Genomic DNA, 19,560 nt, shown 5'->3' with positions numbered 1-19,560 from the left:
ATGCTTTCCCGCGTTGCCAATAGCCTCTACTGGATGGTCCGCTACATCGAGCGGGCCGACAATCTCTCCCGCCTGATCGAGGTGAACGGCCAGCTCCTGCTGGACCACGAGCGCCTCGACAGCGAACGCCTGCGGGCCTTCTGGAAGCCGATCATCCTCGCTACCGGGGATGACGAGCTTTTCGGCGAGCTCTACAGCGACGCCAGCAGCGGGGAGGTCATCCGCTTCCTCACCGATGACCGGAAGAATCCGAATAGCATCGTCTCCTCCATCGCCCAGGCCCGCGAAAATGCGCGCATGGTGCGTGACCAGCTCTCGGAAGAGCTGTGGGAGGAGTTGAATGGATTGTATCTTTTTATCAACTCCCGGGCCGGCGAGAACCTGCTCACGACCGACCCGACCCGCTACTACGAGACGATCCGCCGGGCGACCTTCACCTTCCACGGCATCGCCGCCGCATCGATCGCGCGCAGCGAGTCCTGGGAATTCATGGACCTCGGTCGCCATCTGGAGCGCGCGGACAAGACGACCCGCTTCCTCGACATCACCAGCTTCCTGCCGGAGGTGGAGGATGGGAATGGAGCCGCGACCTTCCATTGGACAGCCATCCTGCGCTCCTGCGGGGCGCTCGGGGCCTTCCGCGCCGAGCATCTCGGCCAGCCCTCGGCGAAGAGCGTGCTGGACCTGTTGATGTTCTCGAACAACTTCCCGCGCTCGGTCCGCTACTGCGTGGACCGCATCGACCGGAACCTGCACCGCATCTCCGGCTCGCCACGAGGCACCTACACGAATGGTGCCGAGCGCGTCGCCGGGCGGATGCTGGCGGAGCTGGCCTACGGATCTGCCGAGGAGGTTCTGGAAAGCGGGCTGCACGGCTACCTCGATGACGCGCAGACGCGCTTCAACGAGATCGGCGACGGGCTCTTCCGCGCGTACGTCTTCCCGGACATCACGGATGCCCGGCCGCCGATCCCTGCTGCCAGTGTTTCGGCGGTTGTGGCTTGGCAAATGTCCCAGCAGCAGCAATAGCCGCGGCGTCACCCGCCCGCCGCCCGTTTGAACACGTTCCTCGAATCTGGCCCGAATCCTGCGCCTACCGCCGGACCTCCCATGGGACAACCGTTGCAGCCCGGCCCTATCTTCAAAGTCCTCCACCGCACCGTCTTCGAGTACGATGCGCCGGTGCGGGACAGCCTGAACACGCTCCATCTGGAGCCGCGGACCTTTCCATTCCAGCGCACACTCTCCGCGGTCGTGAGGGTCCTGCCCGCCACGCGGGTGCGGCGGTTTCACGATCTCTTCGAGAATGTGACGCATCACTTCGAGGTGCCGGGGGATCACCGGCGGCTGGAAATCGAGAGCCGCATCCGCATCCAGAATCTTCCGCTCATCATTCCGCAGGCGTCACAGCAGGCGCTGATCCACGAGTATCGGGGCGGGGACATCCCGGAGCGGACATGGGCCTACCTGCAGGACAGCCGCTTTGTTTTCCGCCACCCGCAGATCTGGCGGCAGGCGCTCGACATCACGGCTGGCATCGAGCCGGTCTTCGAGCAGGCCGTGGCGATCATGCACTGGGTCCACCGCGAGTTCCGCTATGAGGCGGGCTCCACGCATGTGAATACCCATATCGAGGAGGCCTTTGCCTTGCGCCGCGGGGTTTGCCAGGACTTCACGCACGTGATGCTCGGGCTGTGCCGCGCCATCGGCATCCCGGCGCGCTATGCCTCCGGCTATCTTTACAATGGTCCGCGCGATCATCTCGTCGGCGCGCAGGCATCGCACGCGTGGCCGGAAGTATTCTTCCCGGGCGTCGGCTGGATCGGCTTCGATCCGACGAATGAGACATTGGCCGACGAGCGATACATCAAGGTCGCGGTCGGCCGTGACTACGACGACGTCGCTCCCGTCCGTGGCACCTACCACGGCACCGGCCACTGCAAGATGACGGTGACGGTGGAAGTGGACAAGGTGGAGTGAGAGGGCTTTCGTAGCGCAGGCTTCGTAGCGTAGCGACTGCGTCGCTACGGCGGGGCGAGGTCCGCACCACGGAGCCACCCGCGAACATCCCTTCGGCCCGCGCCCAGCCAGAAGGGCGCAGCCCTTCTGCTACGGGATAGAGGGTTGCCTCTGCTCCCATGCGGCGCTCGTCTTGATGCCTTTGCTTCGTAGCGTGGCGACTGCGTCGCTACGGCGGGGCGAGGTCCGCACCACGGAGCCACCTGCGAATCTCCCTTCGACCCGCGCCCAGCCAGAAGGGCGCAGCCCTTCTGCTACGAATAGAGGTTCGCCTCAGCTCCTATGCGGCGCTCGTCTTGATGCCTTTGCTTCGTAGCGTGGCGACTGCATCGCTACGGCGGGGTGAGGTCCGCACCAAGGAGCCATCCGCGAATCTCCCTTCGACCCGCGCCCAGCCAGAAGGGCGCAGCCCTTCTGCTACGGGATAGAGGGTCGCCTCTGCTCCCATGCCGCGCTCGTTTTCATGCTTTCGTTTCGTAGCGTGGCGACTGCGTCGCTACGGCGGGGCGAGGTCCGCACCACGGAGCCACCCGCGAATCTTCCTTCGACCCGCCCCCAGCCAGAAGGACGCAGTCCTTCTGCTACGAGCGGCTATTCTACCACGAGCAGCCCTTCTGCTACGAATGGAGGTTCACACCTTCTCGAACACACCATTCGAGTCACCGATGCGCTGGGCTTTCGCTCCCATGCGGTCGAGCAGCGAGAGATACAGATTCGTCATTGGCGTGCCCTTCGGAGCCTCGATCACGCGGCCGGGATTGAGGGTGCCGTTGCCTCTGCCGGCGAGCAGCACGGGCAGGTCGTCGTGATTGTGGCGGTTGCCATCCGCGATGCCGCCGCCATAGACGATCATCGAGTGGTCGAGCAGCGAGCCCTCGCCATCCGGAGTGTCGCGCATCTTCTTCAGGAAATAGGCAAGCTGTTCGACGTAAAAGCGGTCGATCTTCCCGATGCTCTCCAGCGTCTGCGCATGGCTGCGGTGGTGGGAGAGCTCGTGGTGTGCGGAGTGGACCTCGATTTCCGGGAAGGTGCGGTTCGATCCGTCATGCGCGAGCAGGAAGGTGGAGATGCGCGTCGTGTCCGTCTGGAAGGCGAGGTGCATCAGGTCGAACATCATCCGCATGTGCTCGCCGTAGGTCTCCGGCACGCCGTTCGGGCGCTTGTCCTCCGGCACCTCGACGCGGAATTTCTCCGCGCGCTCGATGCGCTGCTCCACGTCGCGCACGGCGGTCAGGTATTCCTCCATCTTGCCGCGGTCGGTCGAGCCGAGCCGGGTCTGGAGGCGCTTCGCATCCGCCATCACAAAGTCGAGGATACTCTTCCGGTAGGCGCGGCGGCGTGAGTCTTCCTTCTCGTTGCCGGAGCCGAACATCTTCTCAAAGACCAGCCGCGGGTCGCGCTCCGCCGGGGCAGGGGTGGAGTCATTGATCCACGAGAGATTGAACTGATACGCGCACGAGTAGCCCGAGTCGCAGTGCCCGGAACTCCGCGCGGGATCGGTGGAAAGCTCCAGCGAGGAAAGCCGCGTCATGTGGCCGATCTGCCGTGCGGCGATCTGGTCGACTGACTCACCCAACTCGATGTCCGCGCCGGCCGTCTTGCGGGCCTGGCAGCCGGTGAGGAAGGTGGCGTTTGCCCGCGCGTGGTCGCCGGCTCCGTCGCCATTCGCGAAGGCCTTGTCGTGGTCGAGCCCGCGCAGCACGGAGAAGTGCTCGCGCAGTTCGGCGAGCGGTTCGAGCGTCTTGGACATCGTGTAGTCTTTCCCGGTGCCGGTGGGGCGCCAGAGGTCGAGGTTCACGCCATTCGGGATGTAGATGTAGGCCATCCGCGTCGGCGAGGCGACTTTCTTCGCGGCGGCCTGGGCCAGCGACGGGAATGCAGGGACAGCGAGGGTGGCGGCGATGCTTTTGAGGAAGGTGCGGCGCTGGGTCATGGCGATGAACTTGGAAGATGGGATCTGAAATTCGGGATGCTGGACCGGGCGATCACTTGTCGCCGCGTCGATACTGGAAAGGAACGGAGTCGATCATCGCGCGCAGCATCGCCCGCGAGCTGCCGCCGGCGGCTTCGGTGTCGGCGACGATCTTGTCGAGGGCGGGCTTGTCATACCAGTCCAGCCCCCGGCCGAGCGCATAGGTGAGCATTTTCGACGCGACCGAGCGGTGGAAGTCCGAGCGATGATCCTGGACGAGCACCTTGCGGAGCTCCTCGACGCCGTGGAATTTCTGCCCGTCGGCGAGTTCGCCGGAGGCATCAATGGGCTTGCCGCCATCCTGGTCGCGCCATGCGCCGGAGGCATCGAAGTTCTCCATGCCGAAGCCGATGGGGTCCATCAGCGCATGGCAGGAGGCGCAGGACGGATCCTCGCGATGCTTTTCCAGTTGCTCGCGCAGGCTGCGCTGCTCGCCGTGTTTGCTCGGCGGCTCGAGCTGCGGGATATTCGGCGGCGGCGGGGGAGGGGCGGTGTCGAGCAGGTTTTCGAGCACATACTTCCCGCGCAGCACGGGCGAAGTACGAAGGGGATAGGAGGTCAGGAGATGGACCGATCCGTGGCCGAGGATGCCATGGCGGCGGCTGTCCTTCAGCTCCACCTTCCGGAAGTCCCCGCCGCTCACGTCCGGGATGTCATAGTGGCGGGCGAGGTCTTCATTCACGAAGGTGAAGTCCGCATCCAGCAGCCGAATCATCGGCAGGTCCTGCTGGATCACGTGTGAGAAAAGCATCTCCGTCTCACGTCGCATCGAGTCGCGCAGCCGGGGATTGAAGTCCGGGAACTCGCGCTTCGCGGGCAGCGAGGACGGCACGTCGCGCAGCCGCAGCCACTGGCCGGTGAAGTTCGAGACGAACTGCCGCGAGCGCTTGTCGGTGATCAGCCGGTCGATCTCTCCATCCAGATTCTTCCGCAATTCCCCGCGCGTCGCCAGATCCATCAGGCGCTGGTCCGGCATGCTGCTCCAGAAGAAATACGACAGCCGCGTGGCCAGGGCGTGCTCGTCCACCAGGTGGATCTTCTTCGCATTGTCCGGCTCCGGCTGCGGCTCCTCGCGGTAGAGGAAGGACGGTGAAACGAGCATGGCCTCCAGTGCCAGCCGCACCCCGTGCTCGATGCCCTCGTCCTTCGCCATGTCCACGAGTGTGAGGTATCGCTCCGTCTCGCCCTCGCGAATCGGCCGGCGGAAGGCCTTGCGTGCGAATTGGCCCAGCACCTTGAGAGCATAGGCGTGATCGCTCTCTCCCGCTTTCCGCTCGGTGAAGATGCGGCGGTGGCTCTGCGGCTTCTGAGGCGGTGGTCCGTCGAGGGGTCCGGTGATGGTCACCGAATTCACCATCAGGTTCCGGTCGCGGCGCGAGCGGTCCGGGTGGTTCTCGTCCCAGAAGTCATTCGTGAAATTGACAGCGATGGGCAGCGGATCTTTTCCGTCGATCTGGATCTCGTGGGTGTAGTCCTTCGGTCGATCCATCGGGGCGTCCACCTTCCACTCGTGGAGCTTCTTGCCGTCTGCCAGCAGCTCCATGATGGGCGGCCCGTCGCCGCCGAGCGTCCCGCAGGCCCTCACGGTCACGCGGTATTTCCCTGGCCTCAGCGGGCGATAGATCGTCTCCGCCTTGCCCGCCATGTAGAGGTAGTGGCCTTCTTCCGAGCGGTTGCCGTCGCCCTTCATGTCGCGGCCATTCGTCTTCGTTTCGGCGGGCGGCATCACGCCCGGCTTTATCGTTTTATCCAGCGCCACGCGGGCAGCTTCCAGATAGCGCTCCAGATGGGCGGGGGAAAGCGTGAGCACGTCACCGATGTTGTCGAAGCCGTAGCCCGAGTCATCCGGCGGGATCAGGTCCATCACGTTCACGTCCGTGCCGAGCAGGTCGCGGAGCGTGTTCTGATATTCCACGCGATTCAGCCGGCGCAGCGTCACTCGGCCGGGATCGGGGTTCTTCGGATCGACGGGGAAGACCGCGTCATCGATCCACGCGAGCATCTTCTCGCGCTCGGCGACAGTTGGCTGGTCCTCGTCCAGCGGGGGCATCAGCCGGTGCTTGATGTGATCGCGGATGCGCTTCCAGACCTCGCGGTTCTGCTGCATCTCGGCGATCGAGCCGAATTTGTCGATCGCCAGCTCGCCCTTCTTGATACCGTCGCCATGGCAGTCGTAGCAATACGTCTCCAGCAGTGGCAGTGCCTCGCTCTCCCAGCGGGCCTCGACGGTGGTCGTCTGGGCGTGCCCGGCAGCTCCTGCGATGACGGTCATCGCGGCGGCTTGGATCAGGAAGAGACGGGGGTTTTCGAGCATGAGGCATCACTCCTACGGCGGCATCCACGCCAAATTCGCAGGAAATTGCGGATTGATGAAGAATTCGGTTCGCTACCCGGCTCTCAAGCTTGTTGCCGAAGGGCTACGAGACGTGGGGGCGATTGCCATGACATTGTAAGTAGATTCCTGTAGTTCGCGTGGGGGAATGACCTTGTCGATCAGGAATCCTTCTGCAATATGCGGCAGTCGGCTCCCCCCGACTACTCCCCATGCACTCCGATGGCTCCCCATTTCGGATTCCTGCGCCCAGGCGCAAGGCTACAACCCACGTGTCGCGCGGATCGGAACCTCCGGTGGTTCCTGCCCGGCGCGGATCCATCACCCAGTCTGCTTCCCTGACACGGCGAAGACGAGGGGAGCGCCGCCAGCGCACCGTCATCCACGTCAGCAAGGAGTGGGTGATCGCGGGCCTGATCGGTGTGCTGCTGCTCGTCGCGATCACCGGTCTCTGGGTCATGGGTCGCAAGCATGCGGTCGTAGGAGGTGGCGTGCAGGCCGAGGTGCATCGCGAGGGATCCGATGCAGCGCCGGAAAAATGGCACGGGCCGATTCCTTCGGTCATCGCCGACCGCTTCACAAAGGCGACCACCCACCAGCAGCGCCTTGAGCTTGTCCGGAATCCTGCCGAGGTCGGACCTGCGATGGAGGCCTTTTTCAAAACCGGCCCGGGTTCGAAAGAGCAGATCACGGGCGTCTATCCGATGACGCCGGGGACATCCGGGGATGTCATCTTCGAATCCTACGGCGTCGAGATTGCCGACTCTCCCAACCGCATGCTGACCGTGCTGGTGGACCCCGGTGGCGCGAAAGTCGATTTCGAATGTTACGCCCGGACGAACTCCGTATCGTGGGATGACTTGCTCTCCGGCAAGGTGAGCGAGGCCTCCGAGGTCCGCGTGATCCTGTCCGTGGACGGGTATTATCTCCACGGCTTCAGCGATGAGAAGAAGTGGATCCACTTCCGCACGACGTCGCCGGATCTGCCTGAATCGCTGAACTTCTACCTCGACCGCCAGAGTCCGCTCGTCGCGGAGATCAAGGACGCCGCCAGCCAGGCCTTCCGCGCCACCGTCTCGATACGATCGGTCGATGGCAGCGAAAAGCACCGCCAGTTTGAGATCACCGCCCTGAAGGCGCTCGCCTGGGTGGAGCCCGATTAAAGCTTCAAAAGGCGAACTCTTCCAGGCGTCCCGCGATGGCGGCGGGCACCACTGCGGTCACGAGGATGTCATTGTCCTCGTATTCGGTGGAGAGCACCTTGGCATCGCGGTGGAGCACGCCGAGCAGATCGGCCCGACTCTGCGGGATGCGATAGCGGTGGCGTCGCACCCGGTCCGCGAGGACGTCGGAGCACTTCTGGAGAAGCTCCTCCATTCCGAGGCCCGTGAAAGCGGAGATCCGCAGGGCATCGGGGAAGAGGCGCTTCAGATCTGCCAGGCGGTCCGGGTCGGTCACCTTGTCGATCTTGTTGAGCACTGTGACCGTGGTCTTGTCCGCCGCGCCGAGTTCTCCCAGCACATGCAGGGTCGTCTCATGGAAACGCTCTATCTCCGGTGACGTGGCATCCAGCACGTGGATCAGGAAGTCGGCGAGCACGGCTTCTTCCAGCGTCGCCTTGAAGGCTTCCACCAGACGGTGAGGGAGGTTGCGCACGAAGCCGACCGTATCGGTTAGCAGCAGTGGCTGGCCGTCGGGTAGCTCGATCTTCCGGGTGGTGGTGTCGAGCGTGGCGAAGAGCATGTCCTTCGCCATCACGTCGGATCCGCTCAGGCGGTTGAGCAGGGTGGACTTGCCGGCGTTGGTATAGCCGACGATCGCGGCGTGCGGTGTCTCCATGCGCTCGCGTTCCTTGCGCTGGGTCGCACGTTGCTTGCGCACATCTTCCAGTTCGCGGCGGGCGCGGTCGATGCGGACATGGGCCATCCGGCGGTCCACCTCGATCTGCTTTTCACCCATGCCACGGGCTGCACCGCCGCCTTGGCCGCCCCCCGATCCACCTTCGCGGTCGAGGTGACCCCACATCCTCGCCATACGGGGGAGTGCATATTGCATGCGTGCGAGTTCCACTTGGAGACGTGCTTCCTTCGTCTGCGCACGCTGGGCGAAGATATCCAAGATGACTTCCTCGCGGTCGATCACACACAGGTCCGCCGCCCGCTCCCACTCGCGCTGCTGGGAGGGAGCCAGTTGGTTGTCGATGACGATGCAGTCGCACTGATGTGCCTTCGCCAGCTCGACGATCTCCGCGGCCTTGCCGGTGCCACAGAGGAACTTCTTGTGCATCTCCCGGCTGCGCGCGAGCACCTTCTCCACCACGCCTATCCCCAGCGTGGACACGAGTTCGCCCAGCTCCTCCAGCAGGGCCTCGGACTCATCTGCTTCACGCGGATCGAAATAAAGGCGCACCAACAGGGCGCGCTCGACCAGCAGGGGTTTCTCACGAACTTCGAACATTCCGGCGCGAACCTGCCACCGGCGGAGCAGCCATGCGAGGGGGAAAAACGCGACGTGTGGAAACACAAAGCCCGCCGTTCTCGGGAACGGCGGGCGTCGCTTGATCTTCTGGTGGGTGGTCCAGTTTACAGTGCCGACTTCAGCGCGTTGAACTGGGTCTTCAGCTTGCCAAGATCCTTCTCGGCCTTGGCGATCTGATCATGCAGGGCTTGGAGCTTGGAAAGCTTCTTCCCGATGGGGCCGGCGACCGCGGTAGCGGCGCCTGCAACGCTGAGGGTACCGCCGCCGATGCCGGAGCGAATCCAACTCGAGATGGTAAGTGGAGAGATCTTATATTTCTTCGAGGCGGCACTCTGGCCACCACGACCTTTCTCCGCGTTCACTTTATCCACGAATGCGATGATCTCTGCTTTTTCCTTGGTGCTGTAACGGCGGCCCTTTGCGGCGTTGACGTTGGAGTTGCTCATGACTTCGGAGGATTAATCTCGAAGGTGTCTGCTCGCAAGTCGAATTTGAAACAATGGACTCAAAAAGTTCATATATTCGTAAAACTACTGTGTCTATGCTATGACGACACACCCAAAAACGGACATGTAGGGTTCGATGTGTCGTTAGATGAATCGTAAAAGGCCGTAAATCCTTGTTGCGAAAGGGTTTCAAGACTGGGTGGTGTCCGGCCGGGAGTTCGTATTTTGACGTAGTTTATCCCACGAACGTGGGAAATTCTCTGTCTTGTGGATGTTCATCAGGGTCATGCCCTGTGAGCACCGGGGAATGGCAAATCTAACAGATTTGCGATCATTCTAACAATTGGAAGCCTGCCTTTCCAGCGGGTGCTCCACGTGTCGGGCGGGACCGACGGACGGAGGCTTTAGAATCAGGAGGTTTTGGGAAGCTTAATACTCCCAAAATCGGACATATTGGTTAGCCAAGCGTCTGCTCCTTCCTCCACGGCCTTGCGTGCGATCACCCCGCCGAAGCCGATGAAAAGGTCCACCTCGGGCTTCGATTCCAAGTCAGAGATCCCATCGCCGACCATGACCGTGACTTCGGGGAGCATGGCATCCTTCCACTCGCGGATCACCTCCGGCTTGCCGCCGTTCCGCGTGGTGGGATAGCCCTCGCCATATCCGGCGTAGCTGCCGTCCTCATGGAAATGAAGGGGCACGGCCTCGACATGTGCGATCCCCAGTGCCTCGGCGAGCGGGCGGATCAGCGGGGCGAAGCCGCCGGACAAGATGACAGGGGTCCAGCCGTCCGCCTTCAATGTGGCGATCACGCCGGCAATTCCGGGCACCATGGTGTCGAGATAAAGTTGTGCGACAACTTCCGCCGTATCCTTGTCGGGCTGGATGATCTCCATGCGCCTGCCGAAGATCTCGCCGATCGGCACCTCGCCATTCATGGCCTGGTTCGTCAGGTGCTCCACCATCCGGAATGTCTCCGGCCCGCGGGCGCGGCCCAGTTCGTCGATGCCCTCGATGGTCGAGAGGGTGGAGTCGCAGTCGAAGAAGATGAGCTTCCCTCGCTTGCGGACGGGCGGGAGGATCTCAACGAGCATGCCGGGTTCGATCCGGTCATGCAGGTCGATCATGTCGGCATTCGAAAGCCGGATGCAGCCACAGCTCGCGGGGGTGCCAAGCTTCTCTTCCTGGTTGGTGCCGTGGAAGTAGATGAAGCGGTCGAAGGTATTCGCGCTCTCCGGTTGGAGCCCGCTGATGCGGATGATGCGGGTGAGCACGAGGTCCTTGTCCGCGGCTTCGCCAGGTTGCCAGAGGCCGATCGGCTTGCGGCTCTTGAAGATGGTGCCGGAGGGTTCCCCGTCGCCGATCTTCTGGGTGATGACAAAGCGTCCGGTGGGGGTGCGGTAGCTGCCTTCGGTGAAGCCGACTCCTTTCGCTGCAGTGGATACGGGATACTCGCGTTCCAATTCCGCGCCGCGGTAGAGGCGCAGGCGTTGATCGTCGATGGAAACTTCGAGGCGCAGGTCGTTCATGGTGGGGCTTGCAGGGCGACGAGGGAGTTCTTTCCCCCGAGTGCGGAGGCGAGTTTGAAAACCGTGGCGCCCGGGAAAAGCGCCGGTGGCGTCATGGTCATGCCCGCCGGGCAGGTCAGGTGGGGCAGGGGGCGGGGTAATCGGGACTCGCGCAGGTGAGCGGCGAGGATCGCCGTCTCCAGCAGTCCGCCGCCGCCGATGCCGTGCCCGGTCACGGGCTTGAGCGGGCAAAGGACGACGCCTTCTCCCAAAGCGGCACGGATGGCAGAGGGCTCCAGCGATGCATGGCTCGCGGTGCCGCTGGCGTGCGGGCACAGCGCCGCGGGAATGCCGAATCTGCCGATGGCTTGTTTCAGAAGCCGGGCCACTCCCGGTGCGCCCGCTGGCATGCCGATCGCGTCGGCGGCATCGGCATTCGCGAGGTAGCCTGCCAGTGCCGGCGCGGCTGGGTGGGCATGCCTTTCCAGAGTCATGGCCGCCGCCGCCTCTGCGGGGAGGATGCCGGCGGTGTTTTGTGAATAGGGGTCATTCAGACCGTTCTTCGATAGGATGCCGGTGGCGGCGTAGCTATCCAGCAGGCACGGGGAAAGAGGCAGATCGACGGCGACGACCAGCGCTCGTTCGGCGAGTCCGGCGGACAACCAGACGGACGCCATGCCGAGGGCATCGAGACCTGCGGCGCATCCGCTGGCCTGTACCTGCCACGGTCCGCGGATGCCCAGCTCGATGCTGATGGCGGCGGCCGGCTCGCTGTGCAGCGAATTGCTGGCTGCCATGAGGGGGAAGGCGCGGCGCTCCGGCCACTTGTCGATCCAGCCTGCCGCCGTGCCGCGGCTGGTGCCGAGGAAGAGGGCGGCGCTTTCCAGGTCGGCGGCAGTCCAGCCGGCCTCGGCGATCGCCTGCCTCGCGACATGCAGCGCCGCCATGCTGGCGGGTGCCCACTTCCGGCTGACCAGAAGCTTCCGCGGTTCGATCCACGACGCCGGGAGATCGCGGTGCGGACTGTCTTCACCAAGGAGCTCCGAGAGCGGACGGAAGCAGGTGCGCCCGGCATCGACCGCGGAAATGTGGTCGGCGATGCCGTCACCAAGCCCTGACAGGGCTCCGAGTCCGGTGATGGCAAGCGGCGTGTCGATGCGAGGGACTAGAATCCCGGTATGCCGATGCCAAGGAAATTGAAATACTTACAGGCTCGGGCGTGGTTCCTCGGGTTCCGTGGCCGGGAAAAGCTTCTGGAGATTGGCTGGCAGATGGGGGACCAGGCCGGCTGGGACCTTCTCTTTGATGGGGAGCAGTTTTCCCGCGTGGATCGCCGGGCCGCTGCTTGATCCGCCATTCGAGGACAGGCTGTAGGTGAGTTCCGTCGTGCCATTGAAGAACCACAGTTCCTGAGGCGAATCGACATAGACGAACCATGGATCGCTCGGCGAAGTGAGGGTGATGCCCGATGAGCCGGAGCCGCTCGATGAAGCTCCGCCGGGCAAATTTTCCGTGCTCGTGAGCGTCCAGGTGATGTCGGTTCCGCTGACCGAGATATCCAGGCTCTCGCTGCCCTTCGAGTGAGTGGCGGACCAGCTCCCTGCGGAATTGATCACCAATCCCGGGGTCAGGGTATTCGCGGTGGAAGTCGTCATCGAGGTCGTGACGGTCACCGACCTGCGGCAACCAACGGATCCCGCGACGAAAGCCAAGACGAGAAGGGCAACGCGCATGGGACTATGAGTCCCACGATTTCACTCCGGCTGAACAGAGGAAACTGCCAGCCGGATTGGAACGATAGTCCCGCTCTTCAGAACATCTCTTCGACAAACTTCTGCTTGCTGAAGAGCGCGAACTGCTCCGGCTCCTCGCCCGTGCCGAGGAAGCGCGGCGCGATGCCGAGCTGGTCGTAGATCGAAACCGCCACGCCGCCCTTTCCGGAGCCGTCCATCTTCGTGACGATCACTCCATCGAGCGGGCAGGCCTTGTGGAATTCCTTCGCCTGCTGGAGCGCATTTGCGCCGGTGGTGGCGTCCACCACCAGCAGCGTCAGGTGCGGGGCCGTCTCGTCGTTCTTCGCCAGCGTGCGTTTGATCTTGGAAAGCTCCTCCATCAGGTTGTGGCGCGTGTGGAGGCGACCGGCGGTGTCGCAGATCAGATACTTCGAGCCGTCGGCGATGGCCTTTTGATGGGCATTGAAGCAGACGGAGGAAGGGTCGGCATTCGGCTGGCCTTTCACCACCGGGATATTCAGGCGCTGTCCCCAGCGCTCGAGTTGCTCCACGGCGGCGGCGCGGAAGGTGTCGGCGGCGGCGAGCACGGTCGGCTGGCCGCGGCGCTGCAGCCAGTGGGCGAGCTTCGCGCACGAGGTCGTCTTGCCGACGCCATTGATCCCTACCACGAGGAAAACGAAAGGCTTGCCATCCATGCGGGGCAGCAGCGGCGGCGAGTCCGGGGGTAGGCGGTTCGCCACATGGCGGCGGGCGGACTCGATCACGTCCTCCGCGGACACCTGGCGACCAAGGTCCTGGAGCTCGGCCACGATGGTCATCGCGAGCTTTGGTCCGAGGTCGGCGGAGATCAGGTCGGCCTCGAGCTCGTCCCAGTCGATCTCCGCCTTGTTCGCGATCTTGTTGTAGAGGGATTTGAAGAAACCGGCCATGAAAAGTCGGGCGGCTTCTAGCGGGAGAGGGCACCCGGGGCAAGCCCGGCGCGTTTTTGCAGTTGAATGCAGCCTGCGCATCAGGGATGAATCGGCCTGCCCCGTCACAAGACGCGGTTTTTCAATCATATGCCCCAAGGAGGATTCAGACGAGGTGGCGGCGGTGGCCGTCGCGGTAACCGGAATGCGCCGCGCCCCCGCAAGCTTGGACCAGACGGCGAGGAAAAGTCCGTCGAGGTCGAAGGTACGATCACGTCGGTTCTCGCCGGCACGCAGTTCCGTGTGCAGCTTCACAGCGGCCACGAGGTGCTCGCCCACATTTCCGGCAAGATGCGCAAGCGCTTCATCCGCCTGGTCGTCGGCGACCGCGTGAAGATGGAGATGTCTCCCTACGACGTGACCAAGGCCCGGATCACCTTCCGCCTCGGCTGAGGAAGGGATTCCGATCAGCGGGCGTGCGGGGACGGAGTTCCCGTGGCTGTGGATCAAGGTCGGCGTTTTCCCTCTCTGTCGGGGAAGCGCCACGGATGGCGGTACCGGTGAAGGCTGAAGAGGGGATCACCCCTCCGGCCTGTCCGTGCCGGAGGGGTGGTAACACCATGTCTAGTTCAAGAGATCAGAAGCCTGATATATTGACTGAACAGGGGGATAATAGGCGGAGTGTCCGATTTTGCGATTCCGTGATCGCGTAGCCCTGCCGGAAGGCGCGGGCACGAAAAAAGCCGGACCCCGTGAGGAGCCCGGCTTTCGCAAAAGAGGATGAATCAGGCGCGGCTGATGTAGCTGCCGTCTTCCGTCTTGATGATGAGCTTTTCGCCCGGGTTGATGAAGAGCGGCACCTGGACGACCAGGCCGGTTTCCATCGTGGCGGACTTGTAGGCGTTGTTGGCGGAGTCGCCCTTCACGCCTTCCGGCGACTCGGCGACGATCATTTCCATCGAAGGCGGGAGCTCGATGTCTGCGACGAGGCCGTCGGCGAAGAGCAGCGTGTAGGTATTGCTCTCGATGAGGTAGTCGCGGACGGAGTCGATGATGTCGTCGTGCACGGCGACATCGTCGTAGGTCTCGTTGTGGAGGAAGTGGTAGCCGCTGGAGTCCTTGTAGGAATACTCGTGCGGGATGCGCTCGAGGAGCACGGAGTCCATCGAGTCGTTCGAGGTCAGGCGGAGATTCGCGACCTTCTTGGTGGCGACGCTACGGATCGACATCACCACGTAGGATGCCATGCGCGGCGGCGTCTTGAGTTCGTGGGAGATCACGACGCAGACGTCGTTGTTGTGACGGACGGCGTGTCCCCTGCGGAGGTTGATGACGGGCGTGCTGGCCATGATGTGGACGGGCGGAATAGGCGCTGGCGCGGCCGGGCGCAAGCGCGGAGTGGCGGCATGACTGCCAAGAGAAAACCCCGGATGCTACATGATGCGGCATCCGGGGCTTGGAAGGAAGTGCGGCAGGGGATGCCGCGGCCACGGGTCAGCGGGCGGAGGCGGCCTCGTGCGCCTCTTCGGCGGCTTCGAGGGCGGCGCGTTCCTTGGCGATGACGCGGACGAATTTCTTCAGGCTGTTGTCCCAGTCGGCCAGCAAGGCGGCGGCGTGGGGGCTGCCGGTCTTCTCGGCGTGATCCGAGATCAGCTTCTTCAGCTCGGCGACGTCCTGGGCGCGGCGCACGGGGAGAGAGACGACCATTTCCGGATTGATGCGCGAGTAGAAGCGACCGTCCACGTCATAGACGTAGGCGGTGCCGCCGGACATGCCCGCGCCGAAGTTCTTCCCGGTCTTGCCGAGGATCGCGACGGAGCCGTTGGTCATGTATTCGCAGCCGTGGTCACCCACGCCCTCGACCACCGCGGTGGCACCGGAGTTGCGGACGGCGAAGCGCTCACCGGCGCGGCCGTTGCCGTAAAGAGCACCGCCAGTCGCACCATACAACGAGGTGTTGCCAAGGATGGTGTTTGTGGCGGGGTTAAACTTCGCGTCGGGGGATACCTTCACGACGATCTCGCCAGCGGCCATGCCCTTGCCGGTGTAGTCGTTCGCCTCACCGGTCAGCTCGATCTTCACGCCGGAGACGAGGAAGGTGCCGAGAGATTGGCCGGCGGTGCCGCGCAGCTTCAGCGTCACGGCGGTGTGGCCGTTGAAACCACGGTCGCCGTGCAGCTCGGCGATGCGGCCGGAAAGGCGCGTGCCGATGTTGCGGTCGGTATTCACCACATCGTAGCTCAGCTCGACCGGAGCGCGGTCGGGCAGGGCCTTGATCGCCGCGGCGACGGTGTCCGGGGTGGCGTCCTTGCCATACTCGGGCGTCTCCTCGGGGATCTCGCCGGTGCCGAGCGCCTTCGCGAGGTCGCGCAAGATCTGGAGGTCCAGCGGGGTCTTCGAGATGCCGTCGTTGCGATACTGCGTGCAGGTGCGCGAGATGGACTCGGGGGCGACGCCATTGTGCTTCGCGAGATCCGGGATCACGTCCTTCAACACGGCACCAAGGTCGATGAGGTTCGCCTTCGGGTGGCCGGGGACTTCGCGCTGCTTCAGGTATTCCGGGCGGCCGATCAGCTCGTCCAGCGTGCGGACGCCGAGCTTCGCCATGATCTCGCGGGCTTCACCGGCCACGCCGTTGAAGAAGTTGATGACCATTTCCGGCGTGCCCTTGAACTTCGCACGGAACTTCGGATCGGTGGTGGCGATGCCGACCGGGCAGTTGTTCAGGTGGCACTTGCGGACATAGACGCAGCCCATGGCGATCATAGCGATGGTGCCGAAGTTGTATTCCTCGGCACCGAGGATCGCCGCGGTGACGATGTCCTTGCCATTGCGCAGGCCACCGTCCGTGCGGACGATCACGCGGCTGCGGAGATTATTGATGAGCAGCGTTTGCTGGGCCTCGGACAGGCCGAGTTCCCAAGGCGAGCCCGCGTGCTTCGTGGACGAGAGCGGGGACGCACCCGTGCCACCGTCGTGACCGGAGATCAGGATGGTGTCCGCGCTGGCCTTTGCCACACCGGCGGCGACGGTGCCGACGCCGGTCTCGGCGACGAGCTTCACCGTCACGCGGGCGCGCGGGTTCACTTCCTTCAGGTCGTGGATGAGCTGCGCGAGGTCCTCGATGCTGTAGATGTCGTGGTGCGGCGGCGGGGAGATGAGCTGCACGCCGGGCTGCGTGTGGCGCAGGCGGGCGATGAGCGCATTCACCTTCTGGCCGGGGAGCTGGCCGCCCTCGCCGGGCTTCGCTCCCTGCGCCATCTTGATTTCCAGCTCGTCGGCATTGACGAGGTAGTGGGCCGAGACGCCGAAGCGACCGGATGCCACCTGCTTGATCCACGAGCGGGCGTAGTCGCCGTTTGCCCAGGGCTTGTAGCGCACCGGGTCCTCGCCGCCTTCACCGGAGTCGGACTTGCCGCCGATGCGGTTCATGGCGATGGCGAGTGTTTCGTGGGCCTCGGGCGAAAGCGCACCGAGCGACATCGCGGCCGTGGTGAAGCGGCGGCGGATGCTTTCCACCGACTCCACCTCGTCGATCGGGATCGGGCCGGAGGCGGCGGGGACGAATTCGAAGAGGTCCTTGATGGCCACCGGGGTGGTCTCGAGTTGCACCTTCACGTAGTCCTCGTAGTCCTCGGCCTTGCCGCTCTTCACGAAGGTGTGGAAGTTCTTGATGACGTCGGTGGTCCAAGCGTGGCGCTCGCCGGACTTGCGGAAGCGGTTGTAGCCCGGGTCGCCGAGGTCGAGCGTGCCGCTGGCGGCAGGCTGGGTCTCGAAGGCTGCCTTGTGGCGGATGATCGACTCTTCCGCGATCTCCGCGAAGCCGATGCCGCCGACCTTCGACTGCACGCCGGTGAAGGCGTAGTCGATGACCTCGCTGCCGATGCCGATGGCTTCGAAGATCTGCGCGCCCTGGTAGGAGTTGAGCACCGAGATGCCCATCTTCGACATGATCTTGAGCACGCCCTTTTCGAGCGCCTTGGCGTAGTTGGCCATGGCCTTCTCCGCGCTGATCCCCTCGAACTTGCCCTTGCCGGAATCCGCGGCCACGAGCTGGCGCACGGTGGCGTAGCCGAGATACGGGCACACCGCGGTGACGCCGAAGCCGAAGGCGCAGGAAATCTGGTGGGTGTCGCGCACTTCACCGGACTCCAGCACCAGCGAGGCGCGCATGCGCTTGCGGATGCGGTTCAGGTGGTGGTGGACCGTTCCCACTGCAAGGACGGCGGGGATCGGCACGCGGCTGGCGGAAGTGCCACGGTCGGAGAGGATGATGATATTGACGCCTCCATCGACGGCGTCCTCCGCTTCCTTGCAAAGCTCGTCGAGGCGGGCCTTCAGGCCATCCTTGCCGGTGCTCGCGGGCCAGGTGATGTCCAGCACGCGGGCAGGGAAGCCCTCGTCCTCGAGGTGCTTGATGCGGTCCACCTGATGCTCGAAGAGGATCGCGGACTCCAGATTGATGATGCGGCAGTGTTCCGGGGTCTCCTCCAGGAGGTTGCGCTCCGGGCCAAGACCGGCGGCGGCGCTCATCACGGCCCACTCGCGGATCGGGTCGATCGGCGGATTCGTCACCTGGGCGAAGCGCTGCTTGAAGTAGGTGAAAAGCAGGCGCGGATACGTGGACAGCACCGCGAGCGGGATGTCGTCACCCATCGAGAAGACGGCTTCCTGCGCGCCCTTCAGCATCGGCGGGAAGACCATGTCCAGCTCCTCCGAGGAGATGCCGTGGGCGACCTGCTGGCGCGAGAGCTCCAGCGCCGCGAAGTCCTCGGACGGTGCGAGTGCGTCGGGCGAGCAGAAGCGGCGGAGTTCCAGGCGGTTCTCGTCGATCCAGCGGCCGTAGGGCTTCTGCTTGGCGAGAGCTTCCTTGATTTCGCGGTCGTTGCGGACGGTGCCGTTGGCGGTGTCCACGGAGAGCATCTGGCCCGGACCGAGGCGGCCCTTCCGGATGACACGGGAGTCGTCGATGATGACGGCACCGGCTTCGGAGCCGATGTAGAGCAGGCCGTCTTCCGTGATCTTGTAGCGCGAGGGGCGCAGGCCGTTGCGGTCCAGCGACGCGCAGAGCTTCGTGCCGTCCGTGTAGACGAGACCGGCGGGGCCGTCCCATGGCTCGGAGAAGGAGCGGATGTACTGGTAGAAGGCGCGGACGTCGTCGGAGATGTCCTCGTCATTCCGGTAGGCGGGCGGCACCAGCATGCACATGGCGTGCTCCAGCGAGCGGCCGGAGAGCACCAGCACTTCCAGCGCGTGGTCGAGCGAGGCGGAGTCCGACTCGTGCTCGTTCATCAGGTCGTGCAGCAGCGCGATGTCGTCGCCCCAGATCGGGTTCGAGAAGAATTCCTCGCGCGAGGCCATCCAGTTGCGGTTGCCTTCCACGGTATTGATCTCGCCATTGTGGCACATCATCCGGAAGGGCTGGCCGAGCGGCCACGCGGGGAAAGTATTCGTCGAGAAGCGCTGGTGATACAGCGAGATCGCGGTCTGGAAATCCGAGTCCTGCAAGTCCCCGTAGAAGGCGCGCAGCGCGGATGGCATCGCGAGGCCCTTGTAGGAAATCAGGCGGCTCGAGAAGGTCGGCATGTAGAAGCCGTTGATGCCCTTCGTCTGCTTTTCGATCGCGCGGCGGCAGAGGAAAAGCTGGCGCTCGAAGTGATCGCCATCCCAGCCCGCGGGCTTCTTCAGCAGCAGGTGCTCGATGTGCGGGCGGGTTTCCAGCGCCGTCTTGCCGAGAGCGTCGGGATCGACCGGGACCTCGCGCCAGCCGATGATCGTGATGCCGCGCTTGTTGACCACGTCTTCCGCCAGCGACTTGAGCTGCTTGCGGCCCGCGTCGTCATTGGCGGGCAGGAAGAACACGGCCACACCGAGGTCGCCTTCGCTTTCCAGCTTCGTGCCGAGCTTTTCGGCGGCCTTGAAGAAGATAGGATAGGGGATCTGCGAGAGGATGCCGGATCCGTCGCCGCTCTTCATGTCTGCTGCCACGGCTCCGCGGTGGACCATGTTGCAGACCGACGTGAGGGCCATGTCGATGATCTCGAACGAGCGTTTCCCGTGAATGTGGGCGATGGCGCCCATGCCGCAATTGTCGCGTTCGGCGGAAAGGCGGTGGAGAGAACCGGGGACCAGCGGCGTGCTCGGATGGTAGTAGGGATTCATCG

General features: G+C 64.0%; 14 protein-coding genes. 4 read left to right on the top strand and 10 right to left on the bottom strand.

Going from position 1 to position 19,560, the window contains the following annotated elements:
• Nucleotides 1–1,029: an alpha-E domain-containing protein gene (locus tag OKA04_RS17235; RefSeq protein ID WP_264502439.1), complete on the top strand. Its 1,029-nt coding sequence runs from the start codon at nucleotides 1–3 to the stop codon at nucleotides 1,027–1,029.
• A gap of 81 nt (nucleotides 1,030–1,110) precedes the next feature.
• Nucleotides 1,111–1,980 carry a transglutaminase family protein gene (locus OKA04_RS17230; protein ID WP_264502438.1) on the top strand — a complete coding sequence of 290 codons (870 nt, stop codon included), beginning with the start codon at nucleotides 1,111–1,113 and terminating at the stop codon, nucleotides 1,978–1,980.
• 670 nt (nucleotides 1,981–2,650) lie between these two features.
• Here the strand turns inward: OKA04_RS17230 and OKA04_RS17225 are convergent.
• Nucleotides 2,651–3,952: a DUF1552 domain-containing protein gene (locus OKA04_RS17225; protein ID WP_264502437.1), complete on the bottom strand. Its 1,302-nt coding sequence runs from the start codon at nucleotides 3,950–3,952 to the stop codon at nucleotides 2,651–2,653.
• A 52-nt stretch (nucleotides 3,953–4,004) separates the two neighbouring features.
• Nucleotides 4,005–6,305 (bottom strand): DUF1592 domain-containing protein, encoded by a 2,301-nt coding sequence (locus OKA04_RS17220; protein ID WP_264502436.1) that lies wholly within the window; start codon nucleotides 6,303–6,305, stop codon nucleotides 4,005–4,007.
• Between the two features lie 314 nt (nucleotides 6,306–6,619).
• Here OKA04_RS17220 and OKA04_RS17215 point away from each other — a divergent pair, with 314 nt between their 5' ends.
• On the top strand, nucleotides 6,620–7,486 hold the full coding sequence (locus OKA04_RS17215; protein ID WP_264502435.1) for a hypothetical protein: 867 nt from the start codon (nucleotides 6,620–6,622) through the stop codon (nucleotides 7,484–7,486).
• Between the two features lie 4 nt (nucleotides 7,487–7,490).
• On the opposite strand, the gene hflX is transcribed toward OKA04_RS17215, so the two are convergent.
• The 6 genes from hflX to ftsY all read right to left on the bottom strand — a co-directional run bounded on the left by hflX (nucleotide 7,491) and on the right by ftsY (nucleotide 13,417).
• Nucleotides 7,491–8,780 carry a GTPase HflX gene (gene hflX / locus OKA04_RS17210; protein ID WP_264502434.1) on the bottom strand — a complete coding sequence of 430 codons (1,290 nt, stop codon included), beginning with the start codon at nucleotides 8,778–8,780 and terminating at the stop codon, nucleotides 7,491–7,493.
• A 125-nt stretch (nucleotides 8,781–8,905) separates the two neighbouring features.
• Nucleotides 8,906–9,247 (bottom strand): hypothetical protein, encoded by a 342-nt coding sequence (locus OKA04_RS17205; RefSeq protein WP_264502433.1) that lies wholly within the window; start codon nucleotides 9,245–9,247, stop codon nucleotides 8,906–8,908.
• 410 nt (nucleotides 9,248–9,657) lie between these two features.
• Nucleotides 9,658–10,776, bottom strand: a complete 1,119-nt coding sequence (locus OKA04_RS17200) for an HAD-IB family phosphatase (protein WP_264502432.1) — start codon at nucleotides 10,774–10,776, stop codon at nucleotides 9,658–9,660.
• On the bottom strand, nucleotides 10,773–11,894 hold the full coding sequence (locus OKA04_RS17195) for a beta-ketoacyl synthase N-terminal-like domain-containing protein (protein WP_264502513.1): 1,122 nt from the start codon (nucleotides 11,892–11,894) through the stop codon (nucleotides 10,773–10,775). Before OKA04_RS17195 ends, OKA04_RS17200 begins: the two co-directional genes overlap by 4 nt.
• 66 nt (nucleotides 11,895–11,960) lie before the next feature.
• Entirely contained in the window at nucleotides 11,961–12,488 is a 528-nt protein-coding gene (locus OKA04_RS17190) for a hypothetical protein (protein WP_264502431.1), read from the bottom strand.
• A 77-nt stretch (nucleotides 12,489–12,565) separates the two neighbouring features.
• The gene (gene ftsY / locus OKA04_RS17185) at nucleotides 12,566–13,417 is read right to left on the bottom strand and encodes a signal recognition particle-docking protein FtsY (RefSeq protein WP_264502430.1); all 852 of its coding nucleotides are present in this window, start codon (nucleotides 13,415–13,417) and stop codon (nucleotides 12,566–12,568) included.
• A 129-nt stretch (nucleotides 13,418–13,546) separates the two neighbouring features.
• On the opposite strand from ftsY, the gene infA reads away from it, so the two are divergent.
• Complete coding sequence (infA, locus tag OKA04_RS17180; RefSeq protein WP_343226898.1) at nucleotides 13,547–13,849, top strand: translation initiation factor IF-1; 303 nt, start codon at nucleotides 13,547–13,549, stop codon at nucleotides 13,847–13,849.
• 332 nt (nucleotides 13,850–14,181) lie between these two features.
• Here the strand turns inward: infA and OKA04_RS17175 are convergent, their stop codons facing one another.
• A complete protein-coding gene (locus OKA04_RS17175) occupies nucleotides 14,182–14,745 on the bottom strand; it encodes an elongation factor P (protein ID WP_264502429.1) in 564 nt (187 codons plus the stop codon).
• 145 nt (nucleotides 14,746–14,890) lie between these two features.
• On the bottom strand, nucleotides 14,891–19,558 hold the full coding sequence (gene gltB, locus OKA04_RS17170; protein ID WP_264502428.1) for a glutamate synthase large subunit: 4,668 nt from the start codon (nucleotides 19,556–19,558) through the stop codon (nucleotides 14,891–14,893).
• Nucleotides 19,559–19,560 lie beyond the last annotated feature (2 nt).

This window comes from Luteolibacter flavescens, from assembly GCF_025950085.1.
In the GTDB taxonomy this organism is placed as follows: domain Bacteria; phylum Verrucomicrobiota; class Verrucomicrobiia; order Verrucomicrobiales; family Akkermansiaceae; genus Haloferula; species Haloferula flavescens.
The sequence above is the reverse complement of the archived record's forward strand: the minus strand, read 5'-3'. Positions and strand labels throughout refer to the sequence as shown.

Excerpts from the sequence above, each read along its gene's own strand:
- OKA04_RS17220 (WP_264502436.1), bottom strand. The coding sequence starts at position 6,305 with ATGCTCGAAAACCCCCGTCTCTTCCTGATCCAAGCCGCCGCGATGACC.
- OKA04_RS17200 (WP_264502432.1), bottom strand. The coding sequence starts at position 10,776 with ATGAACGACCTGCGCCTCGAAGTTTCCATCGACGATCAACGCCTGCGC.
- hflX (WP_264502434.1), bottom strand. The coding sequence starts at position 8,780 with ATGTTCGAAGTTCGTGAGAAACCCCTGCTGGTCGAGCGCGCCCTGTTG.
- OKA04_RS17230 (WP_264502438.1), top strand. The coding sequence starts at position 1,111 with ATGGGACAACCGTTGCAGCCCGGCCCTATCTTCAAAGTCCTCCACCGC.
- infA (WP_343226898.1), top strand. The coding sequence starts at position 13,547 with ATGCCCCAAGGAGGATTCAGACGAGGTGGCGGCGGTGGCCGTCGCGGT.
- OKA04_RS17225 (WP_264502437.1), bottom strand. The coding sequence starts at position 3,952 with ATGACCCAGCGCCGCACCTTCCTCAAAAGCATCGCCGCCACCCTCGCT.
- ftsY (WP_264502430.1), bottom strand. The coding sequence starts at position 13,417 with ATGGCCGGTTTCTTCAAATCCCTCTACAACAAGATCGCGAACAAGGCG.
- OKA04_RS17235 (WP_264502439.1), top strand. The coding sequence starts at position 1 with ATGCTTTCCCGCGTTGCCAATAGCCTCTACTGGATGGTCCGCTACATC.
- OKA04_RS17190 (WP_264502431.1), bottom strand. The coding sequence starts at position 12,488 with ATGCGCGTTGCCCTTCTCGTCTTGGCTTTCGTCGCGGGATCCGTTGGT.
- OKA04_RS17175 (WP_264502429.1), bottom strand. The coding sequence starts at position 14,745 with ATGGCCAGCACGCCCGTCATCAACCTCCGCAGGGGACACGCCGTCCGT.
- gltB (WP_264502428.1), bottom strand. The coding sequence starts at position 19,558 with ATGAATCCCTACTACCATCCGAGCACGCCGCTGGTCCCCGGTTCTCTC.
- OKA04_RS17205 (WP_264502433.1), bottom strand. The coding sequence starts at position 9,247 with ATGAGCAACTCCAACGTCAACGCCGCAAAGGGCCGCCGTTACAGCACC.